General features: G+C 42.6%; 14 protein-coding genes and 9 pseudogenes. 19 read left to right on the forward strand and 4 right to left on the reverse strand.

The window, feature by feature from the left end:
• The coding region (locus tag FU659_RS27260) for a transposase (RefSeq protein WP_187274428.1) at positions 1–113 on the reverse strand (113 nt) is incomplete at its 3' end.
• Positions 114–532: 419 nt separating this feature from the next.
• Between FU659_RS27260 and FU659_RS27265 the strand changes: the two are divergent.
• Positions 533–671: pseudogene (locus tag FU659_RS27265) on the forward strand (transposase); the annotation flags it as partial.
• Here the strand turns inward: FU659_RS27265 and FU659_RS27270 are convergent.
• The gene (locus FU659_RS27270; RefSeq protein ID WP_147950456.1) at positions 641–985 is read right to left on the reverse strand and encodes a YheC/YheD family protein; all 345 of its coding nucleotides are present in this window, start codon (positions 983–985) and stop codon (positions 641–643) included. The pseudogene FU659_RS27265 and the gene FU659_RS27270 sit on opposite strands and share 31 nt — an antisense overlap.
• On the opposite strand from FU659_RS27270, the pseudogene FU659_RS27275 reads away from it, so the two are divergent.
• The 8 genes and pseudogenes from FU659_RS27275 to FU659_RS35870 form a co-directional block, all read left to right on the forward strand.
• Positions 892–1,116, forward strand: a pseudogene (locus FU659_RS27275) (IS66 family transposase); the annotation flags it as partial. The gene FU659_RS27270 and the pseudogene FU659_RS27275 overlap by 94 nt on opposite strands.
• Before the next feature lie 504 nt (positions 1,117–1,620).
• The gene (gene argJ / locus FU659_RS27280) at positions 1,621–2,847 is read left to right on the forward strand and encodes a bifunctional glutamate N-acetyltransferase/amino-acid acetyltransferase ArgJ (RefSeq protein WP_147950457.1); all 1,227 of its coding nucleotides are present in this window, start codon (positions 1,621–1,623) and stop codon (positions 2,845–2,847) included.
• Between the two features lie 162 nt (positions 2,848–3,009).
• Positions 3,010–4,092 carry a carbamoyl phosphate synthase small subunit gene (locus tag FU659_RS27285; RefSeq protein WP_147950458.1) on the forward strand — a complete coding sequence of 361 codons (1,083 nt, stop codon included), beginning with the start codon at positions 3,010–3,012 and terminating at the stop codon, positions 4,090–4,092.
• Positions 4,079–7,290, forward strand: a pseudogene (gene carB / locus FU659_RS27290) (carbamoyl-phosphate synthase (glutamine-hydrolyzing) large subunit). The gene FU659_RS27285 and the pseudogene carB overlap by 14 nt, the downstream one beginning before the upstream one ends.
• Positions 7,291–7,312: 22 nt before the next feature.
• Positions 7,313–7,690, forward strand: a pseudogene (locus FU659_RS27295) (aminotransferase class III-fold pyridoxal phosphate-dependent enzyme); the annotation flags it as partial.
• Positions 7,683–8,381: pseudogene (gene argF / locus FU659_RS27300) on the forward strand (ornithine carbamoyltransferase); the annotation flags it as partial. The pseudogenes FU659_RS27295 and argF, both read left to right, overlap by 8 nt.
• A 180-nt stretch (positions 8,382–8,561) precedes the next feature.
• Positions 8,562–8,921: a hypothetical protein gene (locus FU659_RS27305; RefSeq protein WP_147950460.1), complete on the forward strand. Its 360-nt coding sequence runs from the start codon at positions 8,562–8,564 to the stop codon at positions 8,919–8,921.
• A 143-nt stretch (positions 8,922–9,064) separates the two neighbouring features.
• Positions 9,065–9,211 carry a hypothetical protein gene (locus FU659_RS35870; protein ID WP_187274430.1) on the forward strand — a complete coding sequence of 49 codons (147 nt, stop codon included), beginning with the start codon at positions 9,065–9,067 and terminating at the stop codon, positions 9,209–9,211.
• Positions 9,212–9,382: 171 nt separating this feature from the next.
• Here the strand turns inward: FU659_RS35870 and FU659_RS35875 are convergent, their stop codons facing one another.
• Positions 9,383–9,520, reverse strand: a complete 138-nt coding sequence (locus FU659_RS35875) for a hypothetical protein (RefSeq protein ID WP_187274431.1) — start codon at positions 9,518–9,520, stop codon at positions 9,383–9,385.
• 330 nt (positions 9,521–9,850) lie between these two features.
• On the opposite strand from FU659_RS35875, the gene FU659_RS39010 reads away from it, so the two are divergent.
• The 8 genes and pseudogenes from FU659_RS39010 to FU659_RS27345 all read left to right on the forward strand — a co-directional run bounded on the left by FU659_RS39010 (position 9,851) and on the right by FU659_RS27345 (position 17,583).
• A complete protein-coding gene (locus FU659_RS39010; RefSeq protein WP_397356667.1) occupies positions 9,851–10,381 on the forward strand; it encodes a phosphotransferase in 531 nt (176 codons plus the stop codon).
• A 12-nt stretch (positions 10,382–10,393) separates the two neighbouring features.
• Positions 10,394–11,257, forward strand: a complete 864-nt coding sequence (locus tag FU659_RS27315; protein WP_147950461.1) for a phosphotransferase — start codon at positions 10,394–10,396, stop codon at positions 11,255–11,257.
• A 68-nt stretch (positions 11,258–11,325) separates the two neighbouring features.
• Positions 11,326–12,069 carry a YheC/YheD family protein gene (locus tag FU659_RS27320; protein WP_147950462.1) on the forward strand — a complete coding sequence of 248 codons (744 nt, stop codon included), beginning with the start codon at positions 11,326–11,328 and terminating at the stop codon, positions 12,067–12,069.
• Positions 12,070–12,218: 149 nt separating this feature from the next.
• Positions 12,219–13,257: pseudogene (locus FU659_RS27325) on the forward strand (KamA family radical SAM protein).
• Positions 13,258–13,278: 21 nt separating this feature from the next.
• Positions 13,279–14,361, forward strand: coding sequence for a YheC/YheD family endospore coat-associated protein (locus tag FU659_RS27330; RefSeq protein ID WP_147950463.1), 1,083 nt, complete (start codon positions 13,279–13,281; stop codon positions 14,359–14,361).
• A 320-nt stretch (positions 14,362–14,681) separates the two neighbouring features.
• Positions 14,682–14,864, forward strand: a pseudogene (locus tag FU659_RS27335) (SDR family NAD(P)-dependent oxidoreductase); the annotation flags it as partial.
• 163 nt (positions 14,865–15,027) lie between these two features.
• Complete coding sequence (locus tag FU659_RS27340) at positions 15,028–15,333, forward strand: response regulator (protein ID WP_147950464.1); 306 nt, start codon at positions 15,028–15,030, stop codon at positions 15,331–15,333.
• 585 nt (positions 15,334–15,918) lie between these two features.
• The gene (locus tag FU659_RS27345) at positions 15,919–17,583 is read left to right on the forward strand and encodes a P-loop domain-containing protein (protein WP_187274432.1); all 1,665 of its coding nucleotides are present in this window, start codon (positions 15,919–15,921) and stop codon (positions 17,581–17,583) included.
• A gap of 149 nt (positions 17,584–17,732) precedes the next feature.
• On the opposite strand, the gene FU659_RS27350 is transcribed toward FU659_RS27345, so the two are convergent.
• Positions 17,733–18,239, reverse strand: coding sequence for an RrF2 family transcriptional regulator (locus FU659_RS27350; protein WP_147950466.1), 507 nt, complete (start codon positions 18,237–18,239; stop codon positions 17,733–17,735).
• Between the two features lie 226 nt (positions 18,240–18,465).
• Here FU659_RS27350 and FU659_RS27355 point away from each other — a divergent pair.
• A pseudogene (locus FU659_RS27355) lies at positions 18,466–19,106 on the forward strand (FMN-dependent NADH-azoreductase).
• Between the two features lie 152 nt (positions 19,107–19,258).
• Positions 19,259–19,791: pseudogene (locus FU659_RS27360) on the forward strand (GNAT family N-acetyltransferase).
• The last annotated feature ends 833 nt before the right edge of the window (positions 19,792–20,624 follow it).

The following is a 20,624-nucleotide window of genomic DNA, read 5'->3' on the forward strand; positions in this document are numbered from 1 at the left end:
TTTAGTCTTACGTCTAATTCTTCTACAAGAATCTGGTGTCGGTACTTTACACACCATACGATGTGGTACTGAATGGCATAGACGTAACCACGACCATGCTTAATTTCTGACATAAAATCACCTCTGACTACAGAATAGCATATGTCAGTGTTATTTTCCTATAGAAACCTTGACACTAAAAGGATTGTTGTAATAGTTACCTAAACATGTGTCGGATAGTTAACGTGGCATAAGCCACGCCCTATCCGAAGTTTTCTAACTCACGACTGAAGGCACGAGTTTGCGAAAACTTTTCATCAACAAAAAGAAAGTCTACCGGCTCTGTCGGGAACTTGACATTCTGCAGCCGCAGTGCAGAAAGCGAATTTCAAAATGCTACCCGACAAAACACTGTATCGAAGAATTAAGCGCATGAAAAGACTGGCGAATTAATAAGTTTCTTTCCTGGAATAATAACTGCAGAAACGCGGTCAGCCTGTTGATTAAGTTCAACAGGCTTTTATTTTTTCTTCTACTTTGAGGTCCAAAATGCATACGAATCGTTTGTATTGAAGAGCTTGTCCCCCAAGATCATCTACACAGAAAAATACAATCCTACCATCGACTTCTCTTTTATTCTCGAGAAAGTGAAGCCTTTTTACTATGAAGATAATGGTCGACCATCCACAGATTTGTTCCGCTGCAGCTCGGCTCGTAAGTCCATGGTGCCGTTATTTCCGACTTTCACCAGATCGATTCCCTGCTGGACAAGGATTTCCAAGTTGCCAAAAAAACGCTTCAGCACCTTGTTCATGTCCTTGAAGTGTTTCGCCTTGTCGCGAACGAGGCTGCCGATGACACAGTTGCTGTACCGGCACCCCTTATACTTCACTTTGACGACCCGCATCACCTGCCTGCCGCCTCTGCGAACGCGAAGAGATTCGCATACCAATCGTGACGGATCCCATGCCGAAACTTGTTTATCCGGGAAGTCTGGCCTCTCCATCAATCATTGCGCATGTCATGAGCCAGAAGGATGACGACAGTCAACCGCTGTACCGCCAGGAGCAGCAGTTTGCCCATTTGGGTCTGACGATCTCACGGCAGAAACTCACGAACTGGATGATCTACGGCGCATAGCAACATAGTTCAACTGAGTTGGCACCCCTGAAAATACCTTCTTGGATACTATTTTCAAGAATGGATGGATCTCTAGTATTTTGAAAAACAACGAATAAGTATCCCGAGATGACAGTAGAGTGCGCTACAAAAAGCAGGGAACATGAGGAGGAGGTTTTCTGTCTTTATGATCCATGATTATGCATAAAAATTGTATAATTCCACAATCTTATGTAATCTATTTCAATCAAGAAATTCAATTAAAAAAGAAAATTAGGCAATTGTTTCATTGGATAATTATTACTTTTAATTTATAATTATTCATATATACAACGTAACAAAATGAAAGCTAAAGCTATAATAATTGGAGGTAGGGGTTACGGGAAAGTTATTCATTTGTACACATAATTTTACGGAAAATATCCTTTCGTAAGAATAGGGAAAGAAAGGAATATACCTGAAGAACAAGTCAACTAGCGTAATAAATACGAACAATGGAACTTTAAAGGGGGATCTCGGTCGATGCCAGCATTTTCAAAAAATGAAGTAGTTATTTTTGAGGAAGAAAGTATAGCATTTCCTGCGGGGTATAGAGCCGGTGGCATGCATTGCGGTTTAAAAAGAAAAAAGCTGGACTTAGGCTATATAGTTTCTGATGTTCCCGCGACTGTCGCTGGTGTGTATACAACGAACATTTTTCAAGCAGCTCCACTATTAGTGACACAAGAAAGCATTGCTAAAGAAAATATGATTCAAGCGATAATTGTGAATTCTGGTAATGCCAATGCCTGCACAGGGGAGCAAGGATTGATCGATGCATTTGAAATGCAAAAAGAATTCGCCAACGAGCTTGGTATTAAGGAACACCTCGTAGCAGTTACCTCAACAGGAGTCATTGGTGTCCCTTTGCCGATGGACCGATTGAAAGCGGGGATTAAGCAAATCCTTCATAAAGAGTATGCAGATGAAGCAAACTTCAAGCAAGCAATTTTAACGACCGATACTTGCATCAAACAAATTGCAGTCCAAATAACAATTGACGGAAAAATCGTTAGCATAGGTGGAGCCGCTAAGGGCTCAGGGATGATTCATCCAAACATGGCGACTATGCTTAGTTTTGTTACAACCGATGCCAATATTGCACACGAGGATTTACTTTATGCTCTTAAAGAAGTAACCAACCAAACATTCAATATGATTACCGTCGATGGAGATACAAGCACAAACGACATTGTCTTGGTGATGGCAAATGGAATCGCAGATAACAATCAGCTAACAAAAGAACATCCTGATTGGAATTTGTTTATGAATGGATTAAAGGTTGTCTGTGAGTCACTTGCCAAAAAAATTGCTAAAGACGGCGAAGGGGCAACAAAGCTGATTGAGGTTCAAGTGGGCGGAGCATTCAGCACCGATGCTGCAAGAGCAGTTGGCAAAGCGATAATTTCTTCTAGTCTCGTAAAAACTGCCATTTACGGAACTGACCCGAACTGGGGCAGAATCGTTTCAGCGATAGGTTATAGTGGGGTACCAGTTGAACCCAATACATTAAAGGTTTCGATCGGGCCATTCCCTGTATTTGAAAACGGCTTGCCTTGTCCGATTGTGAGAGCGGACGTAAAAAAATATTTAGAGCTAGAGACAATTAAAATACTAGTTGAACTTAATCAAGGAGAATACAATGCAACCGCATGGGGATGCGATTTAACCTACGATTATGTAAAAATCAACGCATCCTACCGTACTTAAAGTAGGGGCAATATGAAGTACCTAGTTATTAAGTGTGGAGGCAAAAACCTTAACGTTGAACTACCTTTACGAACGGTCTACCACCACGAAAGAAGAAATAAACGAACTTAAAGCAACGATGGAAAAAACTTTCAAAATATACAAAGAAAGCGAGTGAGTGTTTTGGATAAAGGATATCTTACTTTGGAAACCGGCGAAGTGTTTGAAGGTGTACTTATTGGTGAAATGAAGGATTCGTTTGGAGAAGTCGTTTTTAATACGAGTATGACAGGCTACCAAGAAATTATCACAGACCCTTCGTATGCTGGGCAAATTGTTACCTTTTGCTATCCCATAATCGGAAATTACGGAATCAATGCGATGGATGATGAAAGCATCACTCCAGCATTAGAAGGAGTAATTATTGGCGATCTATGTGAAACCCCGAGCCATTATCAATCGATAAATAAGTTTTCTGAAAAACTAAAGCAGGGTGGAGTTCCTGGAATTGCTGGAGTGGATACACGTTTTTTAGTTAAAACCATACGCAGTCGTGGTACGGTAAAAGGGTTTTTAAGCAATTGCAAGGTTGAGAAACAGAATTTTCCAGAAGAGAAAAAAACTCCATCATGGGTTGAAAAAGTATCTACGAAAAAAATCCAGTTTTTCAAAAACAACGGTCCACATGTGGTTTTAATGGATTTTGGATATAAAAAATCGATACTTAACGCTCTTTTAGAAGAAAATTGTTCGGTTACAATTGTTCCATACAATACTCCTTTTGAAAAAATAAATGCTTTGAATCCTGATGGTGTCCTGTTTAGCAATGGACCTGGAGACCCGATGGAATTAAAACAGTGGTTTCCACAAATTAAAAAGATTAGCCAGCACTGTCCAACATTTGGGATTTGTCTTGGCCATCAGTTAATTGCCCTTGCTTATGGGGCAAAAACGGAAAAACTTGCTTACGGACATCGCGGTGCCAATCATCCCGTAAAGGAATTAACTACAGGCAAGGTGAAAATTACCGCTCAAAATCATGGATATGTTGTTGTTGACGAAAGTATTGACAAGAATACCTTTGATGTAACATACCGCAATGTCAATGATCAATCCATTGAAGGAATAAAGCATCATAACTTTCCGATCCAGACAGTACAATTTCATCCAGAAGCCCACCCAGGTCCGAACGATACAGCTCATCTCTTAACAGAATTTGTGAGCGAGATAACTTCATTTGGAGAGACACGTTATGCCGTTAAATAAAAATCTGAAAAAGGTACTCGTGATCGGATCAGGCCCGATTGTCATTGGGCAGGCGGCGGAATTTGATTATGCAGGAACGCAAGCCTGTATTGCCCTTAAAGAAGAGGGAATTGAGGTTATATTAATCAATAATAACCCTGCCACGATCATGACTGATGAAACCGTTGCCGATAAAGTATATATTGAACCCCTCACAGTTGAAACAATAGAAAAAATCATTAAAAAGGAAAGCCCGAACGGAATTATTGGAACATTGGGTGGGCAAACTGGTCTGAATTTAACTGTTCAGCTTTACGAACAGAACATTTTGCAAAAGCACAATGTAGAGTTGCTTGGAACGTCGGTGGAATCGATCAAAAATGGAGAGGACCGAGAAAAGTTCCGCAATTTAATGATAGAAATTAGTGAGCCTATCCCGGAGTCAATGATTATCCATAGTTATGAGAAAGGCGCTGAATTTGTCGAAGAAATTGGCTATCCTGTCATTATCCGTCCAGCTTACACCCTTGGAGGCGAAGGGGGCGGATTTGCTTACAACGATGAAGAACTTGAAATCATACTGAAAAAAGGGTTAGCGGCAAGCCCGATTCATCAAGTTTTAGTAGAGAGAAGTATTAAAGGTTGGAAGGAAATTGAATATGAAGTCATAAGAGATGCAAATGATACATGCATTATTGTTTGCAACATGGAAAATATGGACCCGGTTGGCGTTCATACTGGCGATTCGATTGTTGTCGCCCCATCACAAACATTGACAGATGTTCAATACCAGATGCTTCGTGATTCTTCTATTAAAGTAATCAGGGAATTGGGGATAATTGGTGGATGCAACATCCAGTTCGCTGTTAATCCAGTTTCAAATCAGTATTGCATCATAGAGGTAAATCCAAGGGTTAGCCGTTCATCGGCGCTAGCATCAAAAGCGACAGGATACCCGATAGCCCGGATGGCTGCAAAGTGTTCAATTGGTTATCATTTGGATGAGATTGTGAATCCAATAACAGGTAATACATTTGCTTCTTTTGAGCCTGTGATTGATTATATTGTGGTGAAACTACCGCGTTTTCCTTTTGATAAATTTCCTGAAGCTGATCGAACATTAGGGACGCAAATGAAAGCAACTGGAGAAGTAATGGCCATTGACCGAACATTTGAAGGTGCGTTAAACAAGGCAATTCGCTCGATGGAAATGAATAATTATGGACTTTGTACAGTGGTAAATAAATCACTGGATACGGAAACCTTGTTTGAACTTCTTGAAAAGGCGAATGATCAGCGGCTATATGTCATTGCGGAAGGCTTTAGAAGAGGAATTTCTTTTGAAAAAATTCAGCAATTAACACAGATTGATCCATGGTTTTTACACAAAATTAACTCAATCGTCGAGTTAGAAAAGGAGTTATCTTCTTATATTTGGGATGAAGTTCCTATTTCACTGCTTAAAGAAGCGAAGCGAATAAATATTTCCGACAAGCTGATTTCACAAATTTATAATATCCCTGAAAAACAAATAAGACGAAAATGGAAAGAACTCAACTGGAAACCGGGCTTTAAGATGGTTGATACTTGTTCGGCAGAATTTGATGCGGTAACTCCATACTACTATTCTACCTGGCATGGGTATGACGAGGTTGAGATTACCAGTAGGAAAAAGATACTCGTTATTGGCTCTGGCCCGATTCGAATTGGTCAGGGGATTGAATTTGATTACTGCTCGGTCCATGCGGCAAAAACGATTAAGAAAATGGGGTATGAGGCCGTTGTTATCAATAATAACCCTGGGACCGTTAGTACCGACTATTCAGTTTCAGACCGCCTTTATTTTGAACCTCTTGCTGCCGAAGATGTTCTCCATGTGATTGAAAAAGAGATTGTCGAGGGTGTGTTAATACAATTTGGCGGGCAAACAGCTATTAATCTCGCACATGCTTTGGAAGAAGAAGGCGTGAAGAAGATTTTAGGCACATCAGTTGAAAATGTTAATCGCCTTGAAGACCGCAAAGAATTTTACCAGTTCCTTGAAAATCTAAACATCCCTCATATTGAGGGTAAAACGGTTTCCCATTCGGAGGATTTAGTAGAAGCTGCATCTATACTGGGTTATCCTGTATTAGTACGTCCGTCCTATGTTATTGGCGGGCAATCGATGTTTACTATTTTTAATGAAGAAGAATTAAGGCACTATATAAATCAGTTAGAGGAAAACTCGCAGGAAACGATGTGGCCGTTATTAGTAGACCGATTTTTGCCAGGACTAGAATGTGAGATTGATGTGGTTAGTGATGGTGAAAAGATCGTTGTTCCAGGAATTTTTGAGCATATTGAAAAAGCTGGAGTTCACTCTGGAGATAGCATTTCAATTTTTCCACCTATCTCATTATCTGTAGCCTTAAAAGAAACATTAATTTATTATGCAAGCAAGATTGCAAAGGCTTCACCAATAGTTGGCATTATGAATATCCAATTTGTCATTTTTGAGAACCAGGTTTATGTTCTTGAGGTGAACCCCCGTTCATCGAGAACGGTGCCAATTATTAGTAAAGTGACAGGAATCCCGATGATTGAGTGGGCAACAAGGGTGCAATTAGGGGAGACTTTAGATGATCTTTGTTCGGAACAAGGTCTATTGGCTGAGCCCCAATATTTCTCTGTGAAAACACCAGTTTTTTCTTCAAGCAAGCTAAAGGGAGTCGACCATGTGCTTGGACCCGAAATGAAATCAACTGGTGAAGTGTTAGGATTAGGGGTTACTTTTCAAGAGGCTTTAAATAAGGCATTGCCTTTAAAATTGTTTGATGGCGAGAAATATATTTTTGCGCCATATCTGATCGGGAAAAGCCAGTTAGTCTACCTATCATTCAAAAGCTTAAGGAAAAACAATTCAAGATTGCGGCAACAGAAGGAACGGCGTTGTTTTTCCAAGAAAATGGAATCACCGTTGATAAAGTGGTAAAAGATTATCAGGATGTTAATAACCTTTTCCGCTTTCAAAAAATGAGTGCTGTTATCAATATACCGAATCAGGGACGAAATAAGGTTAAATTTGGTTTTTATATTCGTGAGCAAGCGACGATCTTCAATGTACCGTTGTTTACTCACTTAGATACGGTTGATGCGGTTATGTGCTTGCAAAAACAATCTCTCATTGCTTCAGAAGTTCGAACATTGAGTGAATATTACAAAATGGATATTTTTTGATGACCGCTCGCACTTCACTGAAACATTAACCGCTACTGGACAGGATAAAGTCAAGGAGGGCTTTGCACCATTATCCGAAGGCTTCACTTTTGCCCTATTTAATGATGCGAAGTCGGTAGAACAGGCGATCACGCCCCAAACCTGCGCAATTATGCTGGAGATGGTTCAGGGTGAGGGCGGGGTGAACTGTGCAGAGCGAGAGTTTATCAAGCAGGTGGTCGTTTTGTGTGAGCAGCATGGTTTGCTGCTTATTGTTGATGAAATTCAGACCGGAGTTGGCCGCACAGGCAAGCTATTCGCTTATGAGCATTATGGCATTCAACCGGATATTTTCACATTAGCAAAAGGGTTGGGCAGCGGTATGCCTATTGGTGCAATGGTGGGCAAAGAAAAGCTGCAACGATTTACAGCTTGGACGTGGTGAAACAATTTCAGATACTGCCCAGACAATGTCTCGATATTTGGATGGTATTATGATTCGTACCCATGCACACCGTAAGGTGATCGATTTGGCTCGTGGTACAACGATTCCTGTAATAAACGGATTGACCGACCGTTCGCATCCATGCCAGGCATTAGCGGATTACCAGACGATTCTGGAGAAAAAAGGACAATTGCGTGGGTTGAAGGTCGCCTACATTGGGGACGGCAACAATATGGTGCATTCCTTGATGATGGGTGCGGCGAAGCTGGGTATCGATTTTGCTGTGGCTTCTCCACAGGGCTATGAGCCTAATGTGGAAGTGGTTAAATCTACCATAGATATTGCGAACCAGACGGGTTCCAAGCTCTATATTGGCAGTGATTGCAAAGAAGCGGTTACCAATGCGGATGTGATTTATACCGATGTATGGGCGAGCATGGGCTTTGAGGCCGAGCAGAAGGAGCGTGAGCTTGCTTTTAAAAATTATCAGGTCAATGAGACGCTTGTGAGCCATGCTAATAAAGATTTCCTTTTCATGCACTGCTTGCCTGCACATCGTGGGGAAGAAGTTAGTGAAGGTGTGATCGATGGGCCGAACTCGATTATTTTTGATCAGGCAGAGAACCGTTTACACGCGCAAAAAGCGATTATGGCAGCTATCATGTAATCAGCCTGCAAGCTTTGTGCAACAGCAGCCGAGCAAGCAAGTTCATCGTCATAGGTGCTTCCCCTTTTTCCAGATTCCCAAGCGTTGGGATTTTAAACTGCGCCCTACTTCGATTATGTTTTGAAGCAATCGGATTCCTTACCCTGGTAAATCAAGTTTATTGAAACACCACCATATAAATTGACAAGCTTTATAGCCGTATTAGCGAACAGACCGCGAGTTACCTTTAAAGTAAAGCTAGGCAAGGGACTGCTAGGCACATACGGATTTTCGGACCAGCAACATGCGCAAGCCATCAAGGGAGAGCGTGTTACGGCCCTGAAAGACTTTCTGATTGTGAATGATTTGGTTCCTCATATGTACAAAAAAAAATCGTATTTCTGGCTGCTATGGCCATTCTGGCCTGGTTACTATCCGGAATGCAACCCAGTCAAAAAGGTGGCTGAACCGAAAGCCGATTCCGCGCCGATTGCCTTTCAAGCATTAGAAAGCACGCCGCCGACAGCAAGCACACCAGTCAACTACAACGGATTCGCCTAAAGGCTACGTGTTGGCAACACCAAGCCAAGCGGCATTCCTTCGCTGGACGGAGATAGATAAACAACTTTCCGGCCAGCAGCAGATTGCGGATCTTCGGGACTCAAAAATTAACAGTGCATCGCATTCGTTCACCGGGACACAGAATGGAACAGACATTAACATCACGTTTAGCGGCTGCCGTTTGGGCAGGCTCCTTCGCTAGGAAGAGCTGGACAGGGACGCTAAAAGATAAAGTTGTGTCTCTGATCGTTCCCAGTAATGACGGCAAACTGAATACGATACAGTTTTGAACTGGTACTGTGCAATAATGCTGACGCTATCGCCGCTGCTAGTTTTTTTTATTTCTCCGCACATGCCGACACTTGTAGATCGATTGATGCATTAATTAGGATATACAGACTCCAAAACGATTTATGGTCAACTTTTCGCTCTACATTCGACTGGAGTGGGAGGAATACCGTTCATGGAATTGTCAAACCGGAAGCAGCACCTGCGATCCGTCCTGATGCAATATGGCCTGCGGCCTCACTGCGTGCAGACGTGTCATTCCCTTTATAAGAAAGCGGCCGCTTACCGGGTGTCCACGAATAAAGGGACATTCTGCCTCAAACCCTGTAGAGGCTCGCCGGAGCGCCTAAGCGGAATCTATAAACGAATTGCACAGCTCCGTGCAAGTAATTTCAGAAGCCTACCGCGTTGGATTCCCGCAAAAAACGGAAAACCCTGGTGCTCAAAGAGCGGCCGACTCTATTATGTAACAGAATGGATTAACGGCTCCGAGCTCGGCCATAACGAACAGGATTTTCTGAGGCTCGGCTGCGCTGGGGCGGCTTCATCTTATCACACGTTCTCGGAAATCCGTTTATCCTTCCTACACGACACGCGAAGTCAACCGCTTTCGCCACCAGCATCGGCTATTCGCTTCTCGCCTGCAGGAGCTTTGCAGCGACGAAAGCGATGCCAACGGCTGGTTTCGGGAGCATGGCGCTGAATGTCTGTCCCTGGCCGAGGAGGCATGGACCGCGATCAGCCAGACCGATATTCAACGGATGCTGCGGAAGGAGAAGCCGTCGCTTATTCACGGGGATGTAACCAGACCGAATGTGATCGTCCGATCGGGACGCGTCTATCTGGTGGATTGGGAGACTACCAGGCTGGGCTCTGCTTATTACGAGGTTGCCAAAACGTTGAACAACATCACGAATTATACGGTGCCGCACATCAAAGCGCTCCTCGCCGGTTATGAATCGATTCGTCCTCTTGACCGGGAAGAGCGGCTGCTCGTTGCTTCCCTCAGCCGGCTGCCCCGGGCCCGCCAAATCCGGTCAGGCCGTCCTGCATCCATATTCAGGTTGTTGAAGGAGACGTGGGGGAAGCGATTGGAGATGGTGGAGTGGCTGGACGCCTGGGCCAATTTCGAGCCTAAGCATCTGTCTACGGTCCGGCCGGCTCCGAAGTAAGGGGGGGCATCAATGTCGCTGGCCTCTCACATTGAGGAAGCCTATTCCGTGAAGATCAGCCGTAAGGAAGATATTCGCGATGTTCATCGGCTGTCGACAGTAGAGGGCAGGCTGATCTGTAGTAAACGTTACGACATCCCCAAGCCGGAGATTGATTTCATCACCGACGTGATGATTCATCTTGCGAATTCGGGATTTCGGTACGGCCCCCAAGTCGTCCCGAACAATGACGGGACATATTGTTTCAGAAACAAAGGGAACCTGTATATGATCACGGACTGGGTTCCGGGGAGGCATGCGAATTTCAATGAGCAGACAGAGCGGAAGAAGGCGCTCCGGACACTTGCCAAACTCCATCGTCATGCGGAGTTTCCGACGCTTGGCGACGTTCCGGCTGCAAGGGAACGGTATGCGCATCTATGCAGCCGGATCGAAGATTATCGCGGAAAGCTGCTTGCCTATGAAGTGTCAGGTCTCATAGACACGTGCGTCTCCTTATGCGATGCGGCCATTCGCCATCTGGGTAAAGCGAAGTGCATCGAAGCGGTAGAGCACGAAGCATCTGTTCGCGCCTTTGTGCACGGGGATTACAATTATCCCAATCTGATCGTAGATCCGCAGGGCCATATGCATCCGATCGATTTCGAGAATGCGTCCATGCAGCCCAGAATGACGGACCTTGCTCATATTTTACAGCGGAATGTGGCCTGGAAGGGCAACGAGTGGCTCCGATGGATAGAGTATTACGACCGCTTCAGGCCGCTCAGCACCGGAGACAGGCATCTATTGTTTGCGCTGCTTCATATCCCCTATCCACTTATACGAGCGATTCGGCTGCACAAAAGCATCCGGACGGATCCACAGCGCGGTTCCTAAAGGCAAAGCGATGGATCTTTATCTAGATAGTTTGCTTCAGATCCTATGAGTTACGGGGAGTTGAACCCATGCGTCATAAAATTATCCGCAGCAAGATGAAAAAAGGGAAGACGTTGATGAACGATCCGATCCTGTCGCGTCATGTTCCGAAGACATACTGGTATCGCACAGCGCGCCTTCGTAACATGCTGAACCTCTATTCGGCCGTCTATATCAAACCGGATATCGGCAGAAAAGGAAACGGCGTTATTCGGGTCAGAAAGCTTAACGATTTGCAGGTGGAGATTTCGAATCGGAACAATACGATAAAATGCTCCAAAAAAGAGTTGAGAGACGAAATCAAGAAGCTGATGTCTCCAGAAAGAAAATACCTGGTTCAGCAAGGAATTAATCTCGCCACCTATCACGGCCATCCCTTCGATGTTCGCATCGTCCTGCAGAAACCGCTCAGAAGATGGCGGGTTTCGCTAATGACCGCCAAAGTCGCGCCGCATCAACATTCAGTCGTCACCAATATCTCGAAGGGCGCCAAGGATGTGAATGTCATCAAAGTGCTGCAGGGCATCGATCAATCCGTCAACGGCTACAAGATTCTGCGGGATTTGATTGATACGTCCCATCAAATCGCACAATTGCTGGGTTCTCGGTTTCCGTTAAAGATCGTTGGGCTCGATATGGCCATCGATAAAAAAGGGAAGATATGGTTTATTGAAGCAAATACAAAACCGGACAACAGTGGGCTGCAATCGCTTGATCGGGGATTGTATCGAAGATACCTCGAATCCAGAAGATGGATCAAACGAAGCCGATAGGTATTCGCATCCCTCGGCCGCCCGGGATGTTTTTCGGGCTACTTCTCATTCGATGACAAGCGCCGGTCCATAGCTTCACTAATTAATACCATCCGAAAGGAATGATGACTTTACGATACCTGCATAGATCGTTGACGAGGTGATCCGCCATGCCGGTTAAATATATAACGGATATCGGAAGTCTCCCGCACTTGACTGAAGACGAAAAAAAAAGCATTGTGGCCGGTCATCGACAAATTCGTTTTCCGGCTTAACGATTATTACTTGGGGCTTATCGATTGGTCAGACCCGGACGATCCCATACGGCGGCTGGTGATTCCGAGCGCTAGCGAGTTGCAGGAATACGGACGCTGGGACGCATCCGACGAAGATACAAACTACGTGGTGAAGGGATGTCAGCACAAGTACCCGACGACGGCGCTACTGCTCGTCTCGGAGGTATGCGGCTCCTACTGCAGATTCTGCTTCCGGAAGCGGCTGTTTCGTGAGGATGTGAAGGAGGTGATGCCGGATGTCCAGCATGGTCTTGATTATATCGCGGCTCATCCTGAAATCAACAATGTGCTGCTGACGGGTGGTGATCCGCTTATCTTATCGACAAAGAAACTGGGCTAAATCCTGGAGGCTCTCCGGTCGATGGATCATGTGAAGATCATCCGCATCGGTTCGAAGATGCCGCTCTTAAATCCTATGCGCATTTATGAAGACAAAGAGCTGCTCCATCTCATTCGCACCTATTCTGAAGGGTATCATTGACGATCCTGCCGTACTCGGCGCGTTGTTGGATCAGTTGTCGTGGGCGTTACGCCGTACTATTTCTTCGTGAATCGACCCGTGGCTGGAAACCGCGGATTTGCCCTTGCGCTGGAAGACGTATACCGCATCGTGGAAGAAGCCAAGTCGCGGACATCTGGCCTCGGCAAACGGGTGAAGCTATGCATGAGCCATACGTCGGGCAAAATCGAAATTCTTGCCGTGGAGAACGGCAAGGCTTACCTGAAATACCACCGGTCCCGAGATGGCGACTTCGGCAAGCTGATGGTTCTGGATTGTCCCAAGGAGGCAGCCTGGTTCGATGATTTGCCGGGGAATGAAAGGTACTGGAGCAAACCGGCCAAGAAAACGGTAGAAGTCGTATCCGTCAATGAATTGCCCGATCTTCCGAGAAAAACCAAAACCAATTCGTAATTCTAAGAGGGGTGTATCGATTTGGCATCATCTTCCCGCAAGAGAGCGATCGTCGGCGTCATTCTAGGGGGCCGCTTCGTGAAAACCAGAGGTGTTAAGAGACTTGCCGAAGCAAACAGAAAGGCCGGAACGAATCTGTATTTCTTTGGAACAAGAGACATCGACTACAAACGAAGGTGCATAAACGGCACTTATTACGACCCTCGGAAAAAGCAATGGAGGGGCAAAATGTTCCCTATGCCGCACGTACTCTACGTCCGAGGCGGAACGGGATCGGGGGTATCCCGGGTCGTTAAACGTTTCGACAATTTGGGGATCAAAAGAATCAATGCCCTGACGGGGTTCAACAAAGGCGAGCTCTTCCGCCATTTGCAGCGGGATCCCGATGTGCAGCCTTATTTGCCTTTTACCAAAACGATTGACGATCCAAGAGAGGCAAGAAGCTATATTCGGGGCCTCGGCAATGTCTATATCAAAGCGTGCCAGGGCAGGCGGGGCATGCAGGTGATGAAGGTCGTCAAAGTGAGGCACAAGGGGTATCGGTACAGCAGCTCGGTCATCGGCAACCTCGTTCGTGGTAGGGCGAAACACTTCAAAGACATGAACAAGGTATTGAAGCGTTTTTTTGGTGACAGGAAAATCCTTGTCCAGCAGGGAATCGATCTAGTGAAAGTCGGCAATAACGGAACCGTGGACTTACGAGCTGAGTTGCAGAGGAACAAATACGGGGAAATTGAGATTGTGGCGATTCCGATCCGAGTCGGAGCAAAGAACTCACCGATATCTACCCATGGCGACGCTTATCATTTCGACGACTATTTGCCGAAGCTGTTTCCCAAATATTCCACAGACGAGATCAGCGAGTTGAAGCAGAGAATTAACGAATTTCTGATTAAGGTATATAAAAGCGTTGAGAAGTGCTACGGAAAATTCGGCGAAATCGGTATCGACTTTGGCTTGGATCGCAAGGGAGGAATATGGCTGATCGAATGCAACGCCCAATCGGCCAAAGTATCGATCGATAAAGCGTATGGATCAAAAACGGTTCGCAGAATTTACTTGAATCCGCTGCTGTATGCCAAGAGACTTGCGCGCAAGGGCTGATGCGGAATGGAGGGATGCTTGCATGAAGAAGCCGTCCCGTTTAAAGCAATTGATCACTTCGCTGGATGTGCTCGAGTGTATGAGCAATCCCGTCTCCATTTCCGATTCTGCTCGATGGGGATACCAGCTACGCAAACTTCAACAATGCCAGACCGATCGGGTAGCAATTTGAAGCAATCCGGAGAAAAATGAAAAACGGTTCTGCCGCAAAAGAGATCCCCCGGCTCATTCAGCCGGTGATTCGTTTGTTACCGATGGAACAAACGTGAAAGATACCGAGAGGCTTTACATTTGCAAGCCTAAGACTTAAACCATGAAACATGACCTTTGAGGAAAAAGAAAAAACCTTCATGACCGCCAATCTCCCGCAATCCGAAATGCAGCGTTTCATCAGACCGAGCGAAATCGGCAGACTTGCGACATTTGTATGCAGCCCATATGCAACACCATTCAAAGGTTCTCCGATCCGTATGGACGGTGGAATGGTCCCGATGATTTACTAATCATGCTCGGTTAAAATGAGCTCAATTGAAAAAATGTAATTTTTTACGAACCCAGGCCTCCATTTCATAACTGTGAATTTACTTCATCAAGTTATGAAATGGAGGCTATTTTGGTTTTAGGAAGCTCGTTTATTTAACGATCTCATTGCTCTTCATTTAAAGAATGGTTGGTTACGAATATGTACAATTGTATGAAGGGGACCGTATTCCAGAAGTTCTGAATGAGCAGCAAATCGACTTGGTCCTTCTAGATATTATGCTGCCTGGCAAAGACGGTTTTGAACTGATAAGTGAAATTGTACAACGAGAAGTGCCGGTTATTTTCCTGACAGCTCGCACTTCGTTAGGTGACAAAGTTCATGGCCTGGAAATCGGAGCAGAAGATTCGGCATGCACGGACGCTGGACATCTTTTACCTATTTCAGGGTTTGAGTTAATTATAATTAATCTTTCCCTATATTGTGGATGATCTTAATGTTAAAATTGTGTTGCTGTAAAAATAAATCGTAACGAGGTGAGGACAATGAAAACAAAAAAATATACGTCTTATCCTCATGTTGCTTTTTAGATATTCTTTTACGAATACAATAGGCTCTAAGGGTAGGATTCACTCTCAGGGCTTTTATATTTAGGCAGAAGGAACGTTTAAGCTTTCTTGCCGGTCTATGACAGCCACTTACGGAGTGGCTGTTATTTTTTTAGGACAAAGGTTGGTCAAGGCAACAATAGTGGTTTTATTTTGAAATTGGTTAGGATTTAATCGTTTGGGGGAATATGTATTGAACTTGAGTTACTTAGGATGGAATTCATTTTTCGCGGAAAATTTCAAACAGTGCCGGTTTATGTTTGAGCAGGCTCATACCTGGCGATTAGGGGTCGATCCGCTTCGTCGTTACCTTGTTCCAAATGATAAGGGGCCCCTTCTTGAGATATCGTTTCAACTTCGGCATCGTTTCCCGTTATTCACCGCTTTCCAAATATGAAAGGAAGATGCTTTATTAAAAGACTCGCTCAATATTTTCGCTCATTACAATCCGGACAGTCATCTTACAGTATGATTTATGAAGGTTCATACTATGATCAAGGGGGGACGATATCTGACCCAACCTATTGGAATAATGATGTTTCCTATTACATTGAACGGACACATAAACTCACACTGGATAAACCATGTATCACCATAAAAATACCTTTTGACCGTCTCGGCTTAGATGAAAATATGGATCAAGTTGTTCTCTCAGATTTTGCATTAAGAGAATGGGTTGATCATATTGAGGCATTAAATGAATTGATTTATAACCGGTCACGTTCTGATAAAGAAAATGGTGCTTTTTATTGTTTTCGTCCAACCAATGTGGTGTTGCAACGTAATGCATCCTTTGTCGAAGTCATCTCGGAAAAATGGTATCTATGCTTAATGATTACAGTTCAACTTCCATTCAAGAATAATGATAAAGCTATGCGCATGCTCTGCAAAATGCTTCCAAAAGAAGTGGAGGAGTTAATTGCCAAGTTTGATCTCATCAAATTAAATGCTGTCTATGAATTGGTAAAAAAACAAAATATGATTCGCGAATGGCTGAAATCCAGTGATTATTGTGCGTTTATTGCGAATGGCAGCATTTTGCCAAGAAATAAAGACAACAGCGGGCCACTGGAGGGCGCCTTGCCTTTTACATCCCCGGAAGATGTTGAAGTTGAAATTTGTGGTTTGCGAGGAATGGGAATAAAACATGGTGTGACGGTCATCACCGGCGGTGGTTATTCGGGTAAAAGCACATTGCTGGATGCACTAAATTCGGGGATTTACAATCACAGCATAGGCGACGGACGAGAATTTGTGATTACAGATCAAAGTGCAATGGAAATATCTGCAGAGGAAGGCCGTTCCATAAAAAATATCAATATTACGCCTTTCATAAAATGGATACCCAATAGTTCGGCCGAACAGTTTTCGACTGACTACGCCTCAGGTTCCACATCTCAAGCCGCAAATATTATGGAGGCAATCAACGTCGGGTGTAAGCTTCTTCTTATTGATGAAGACAGAAGTGCGACGAATTTTATGATTCAAGACATCAAAATGCGTTCATTAATCAAGCATGAACCCATTACACCTTTTACTGAACGTGTCAGGGAGCTTTATGAGGCTGTTGGCGTATCTTCCGTTCTTGTTATTGGAGGTAGCGGTGAATTTTTATCCGTTGCCGATCAAATCATCCTGATGGACAATTTTGTGCCAAAAAACGTAACCCAGGAAGCAAAAAAATTATGTGAACACGACAAACCACGCGAACGTATCCCCCTTACAAAATGGGAGATAGAAAGAAAAATAACCACCGATAACTTTTCGAGCTATCCACAGGGCAGTGGTACAGAAAAGCTGATGGTTTCAACCATGGGATACATCATGATAGGTGATGAACAAGTTGATATCAGAGGGCTTTACAATATCACATCACACGCCCAGCTTGCAGCTATTGCCTTTTTAATTCGAAAAATCGCTATAAGTAATCAGGATCGCCTCATCTTTCTTCATGAAAAGATCAAAAAAGCTCTCGAAGATATGGAGAGAGAAGGAGTGGATATTGTATTTTCTTCCTTTTTTCCTGGTTTCGAAAGATGGCTTGAATTACCAAGAATTAATGAAGTATTATCTGTCATAAACCGAATGAAACATTTGAATTTTATTCAGCTTGAGCCCTCTGAACACCTCTAATTACGACATAAATATACGGTTATCCAATTAGTAGACGGGTTGAAGTGGAGGATGGCTGTAGGATAGACTACTAAATATATAAAGCCCTGAAAATTTGCAGAGGATTTTCAGGGCTTTGTTTATATTAATAATTATGTTTTTAAAATGAGTTAGTTTGAGCTTTTTCTTATGAAGTATTCTCGGCTATCTGTCCGCAATTTTTCAGGTAAAACGTGATTAAGTTCATCATTTAACCATGCAAGGGTCTTATTACGAAGAAACTCACGCATATATTCTTCTGCCTCAAGCATAGTTAAGTTAATCGTACAAGAAGAATTGGCGGAAATACAGGAAGAGCATTCTTTATCTAAATGCATAAGATTATTTTTCAAAACATTTTTACATTGAAAAATAGGGTTTACTCCTTCAACTGCTTCTATTACATCCCAAAAAGAAATTTCTTCGGGGGACTTAGCTAATTTATAACCACCCTTTACACCAGGTGTAGAACTCACGATACCAGCCTTTGATAATTTACCAAAAACTTTTGAGAGATATGTTTCTGAAAGCCCTTGAAATTCTGAAAGGTCTTTTATTCCAATACTGTCCTCTTCGGGTACGTCTATTAAATAAACAAGGCTATGCAACGCATATTCAACCATAACACTATACTGCATATAGACCCACCTGCTTTCATTGTAAAAAGGCTATCAAAAAAATCATTATAAGCCCTAAATGTTTTTTTGTAAATTAGCAAAAACTAACTTTAGAATCCATAGAATTTGACAAAAGGCTATGAAACCTTTATATTGTCGATAATATAGATCGATGATTAAATTTATCGACGATTAATACTATCGACAATATAGATTAAATAACTTAAATGAAAGGAGAAGACATCCAATGAGCAAACTGCTTATCATTAAGGCACATCCAGAAGTCGATTCCACATCTTCATTTAGTCTAAATGTATTTAATTACTTTATGAAAATTTATAAGGAGAAGCATTCTAATGATGAAGTTATTGAACAAATTAACTTGTACAAGGACGTAGTACCAATGATAGATCAAACTGTTTTAAGTGCATGGGGAAAATTGAAAACAGGTCAAGAACTAACAAGTCGAGAGCAAGAAGTAACAGAGCGTATGAATGATGTATTAAAACAATTTAAAAGTGCAAACAAGTATGTAATTGTTTATCCAGTGCATAACTTTAACGTGCCATCAAAGTTAAAGGATTATATGGATAATATTATGATTGCAAGGGAAACTTTTAAATATACAGAAACGGGATCAGTTGGTCTTCTTAAAGATGGAAGAAGTATGCTTGTGATACAAGGAAGTGGGGCAATCTATACCAATAATGACTGGTATACCGAAGTTGAATATTCGCATAAATACTTGAAGTCGATGTTAATTTTTTTGGTATTGAAGATTATCAAATTCTTCGAGTGCAAGGTACTGATAAACTGGACAGAGATGAAGTATTAAAAAAAGCTTATAAAGAAGCTGAAGAAGCCGCTTCAAAATTAGCAGTGAAATAAGCTAACTGAAAAGTTTAACAACAAAAGCCGATCGTAGATAAATCCTATAAGCTCTTGTATAATGAAACTAATTTCAAAAATGAAGGGACTGAACTATGCGCAGATGTCAATATCTTAAACCTAACTATTAAAATATAATGGAGGTAAAAGTATTGATTACAGAGTTACACACAGAACGTTTACATTTGAGAAAAATGAAGGTATCGGATTCGTCTAGTTTGTTTAAAATTTGGTCTGATCCAGATGTTACTTAAATTTATGAATGTTAGTTGTTTTAACTGATGAAGATCAAGCAAAAGAGATGATTAATCTTCTTGATGATCTTTCTCGAGACAGTAAGGCTATTCGTTTCTCCATAATTAAAATAGAGTCCAATGAAATTATAGGTTCTTGTGGTTATAATTCCTTTGATTTTGAAAATGAAAAAGCAGAAATTGGATATGACATTGCTAAATCATTTTGGGGAAGAGGATACGCTTCAGAAGCTATCTGTTCTTTGTTAGATCACGCATTCTCATCTTTAAAGCTGAATCGAATCGAAGCAAAGGTTGACCCTGAAAACGTGAATTCAATAAAGCTTTTACAAAAGCTCAACTTTACGTTTGAAGGAACACTTAGACAATATGAAAGAGTAGAAGGAAAGTTTAATGATCTCAATATCTATTCCAAATTAATATCAGATTGATTTGACTTTCTGCCTATTTTGAATTGTAAGTAGCATACATGAAAACCTACCGTTACAGAGCGTGGATTGAAGGGCAGAGTTTACACTAGGTTTGTTCAATAATTTTTTTCATATTCATTATGCGTACAAAAGACCGTCAATAAATGTGGTTTATGTCCAAAAAGAGGTGTCCGGCTATATGTAAGGGATGAAAAAGGAGTTCTTCGAGGCGTGGAGCAACCTGTTAAGAAGGATGATCACTGCATGGATGCCGCTAGGTATTTTGTGAAAACGATCATCAAACCACGAAGATTACTCGGAAGAGATGCATAAAAGACTCAAATATTAAACTCAATTGATAATGAGGTGGCTCCTAGGAGAATTACTCCCCACGGAGCCATTTTTTACTGAATTGACGATCTTACCATGAAAAAGCCACAGTTATGATAACCAAAAGAATAAAGAGAACTAATATTTCCGCAACATTGTTACGACGATGTTCGACTACTCCATATCCCATATTCATTCACTCCTTCAAAATGAGTTAACAACGCTATATACTATGTCACTAATCAACCCTTGATTGGACATGTACACAAGGCGCATGAACATTTGTTTATTGTTTAGAACCCGGTAAAATGAATTTTACTCACTGAATAATAGTTGCATAACTCTCCAAAAATTACTGTTTGCAAGTGTAAATTTGATGCAGAGATATGGTAGCGTTGACGATCTTGCCAATAAAAAGTAAATAAAGATATTTTACAAGCACTCTCCTCCGAGGGTGCTTTTTATTTTGCCCAAAAGGAGGAGCAAAGCTTGAACAAACGGATTCGAAAGAAACAGAGTGTACA

Origin of the sequence: Paenibacillus sp. N3.4, from assembly GCF_008017805.1 — a bacterium.
Classification (GTDB): Bacteria; Bacillota; Bacilli; order Paenibacillales; family NBRC-103111; genus Paenibacillus_E.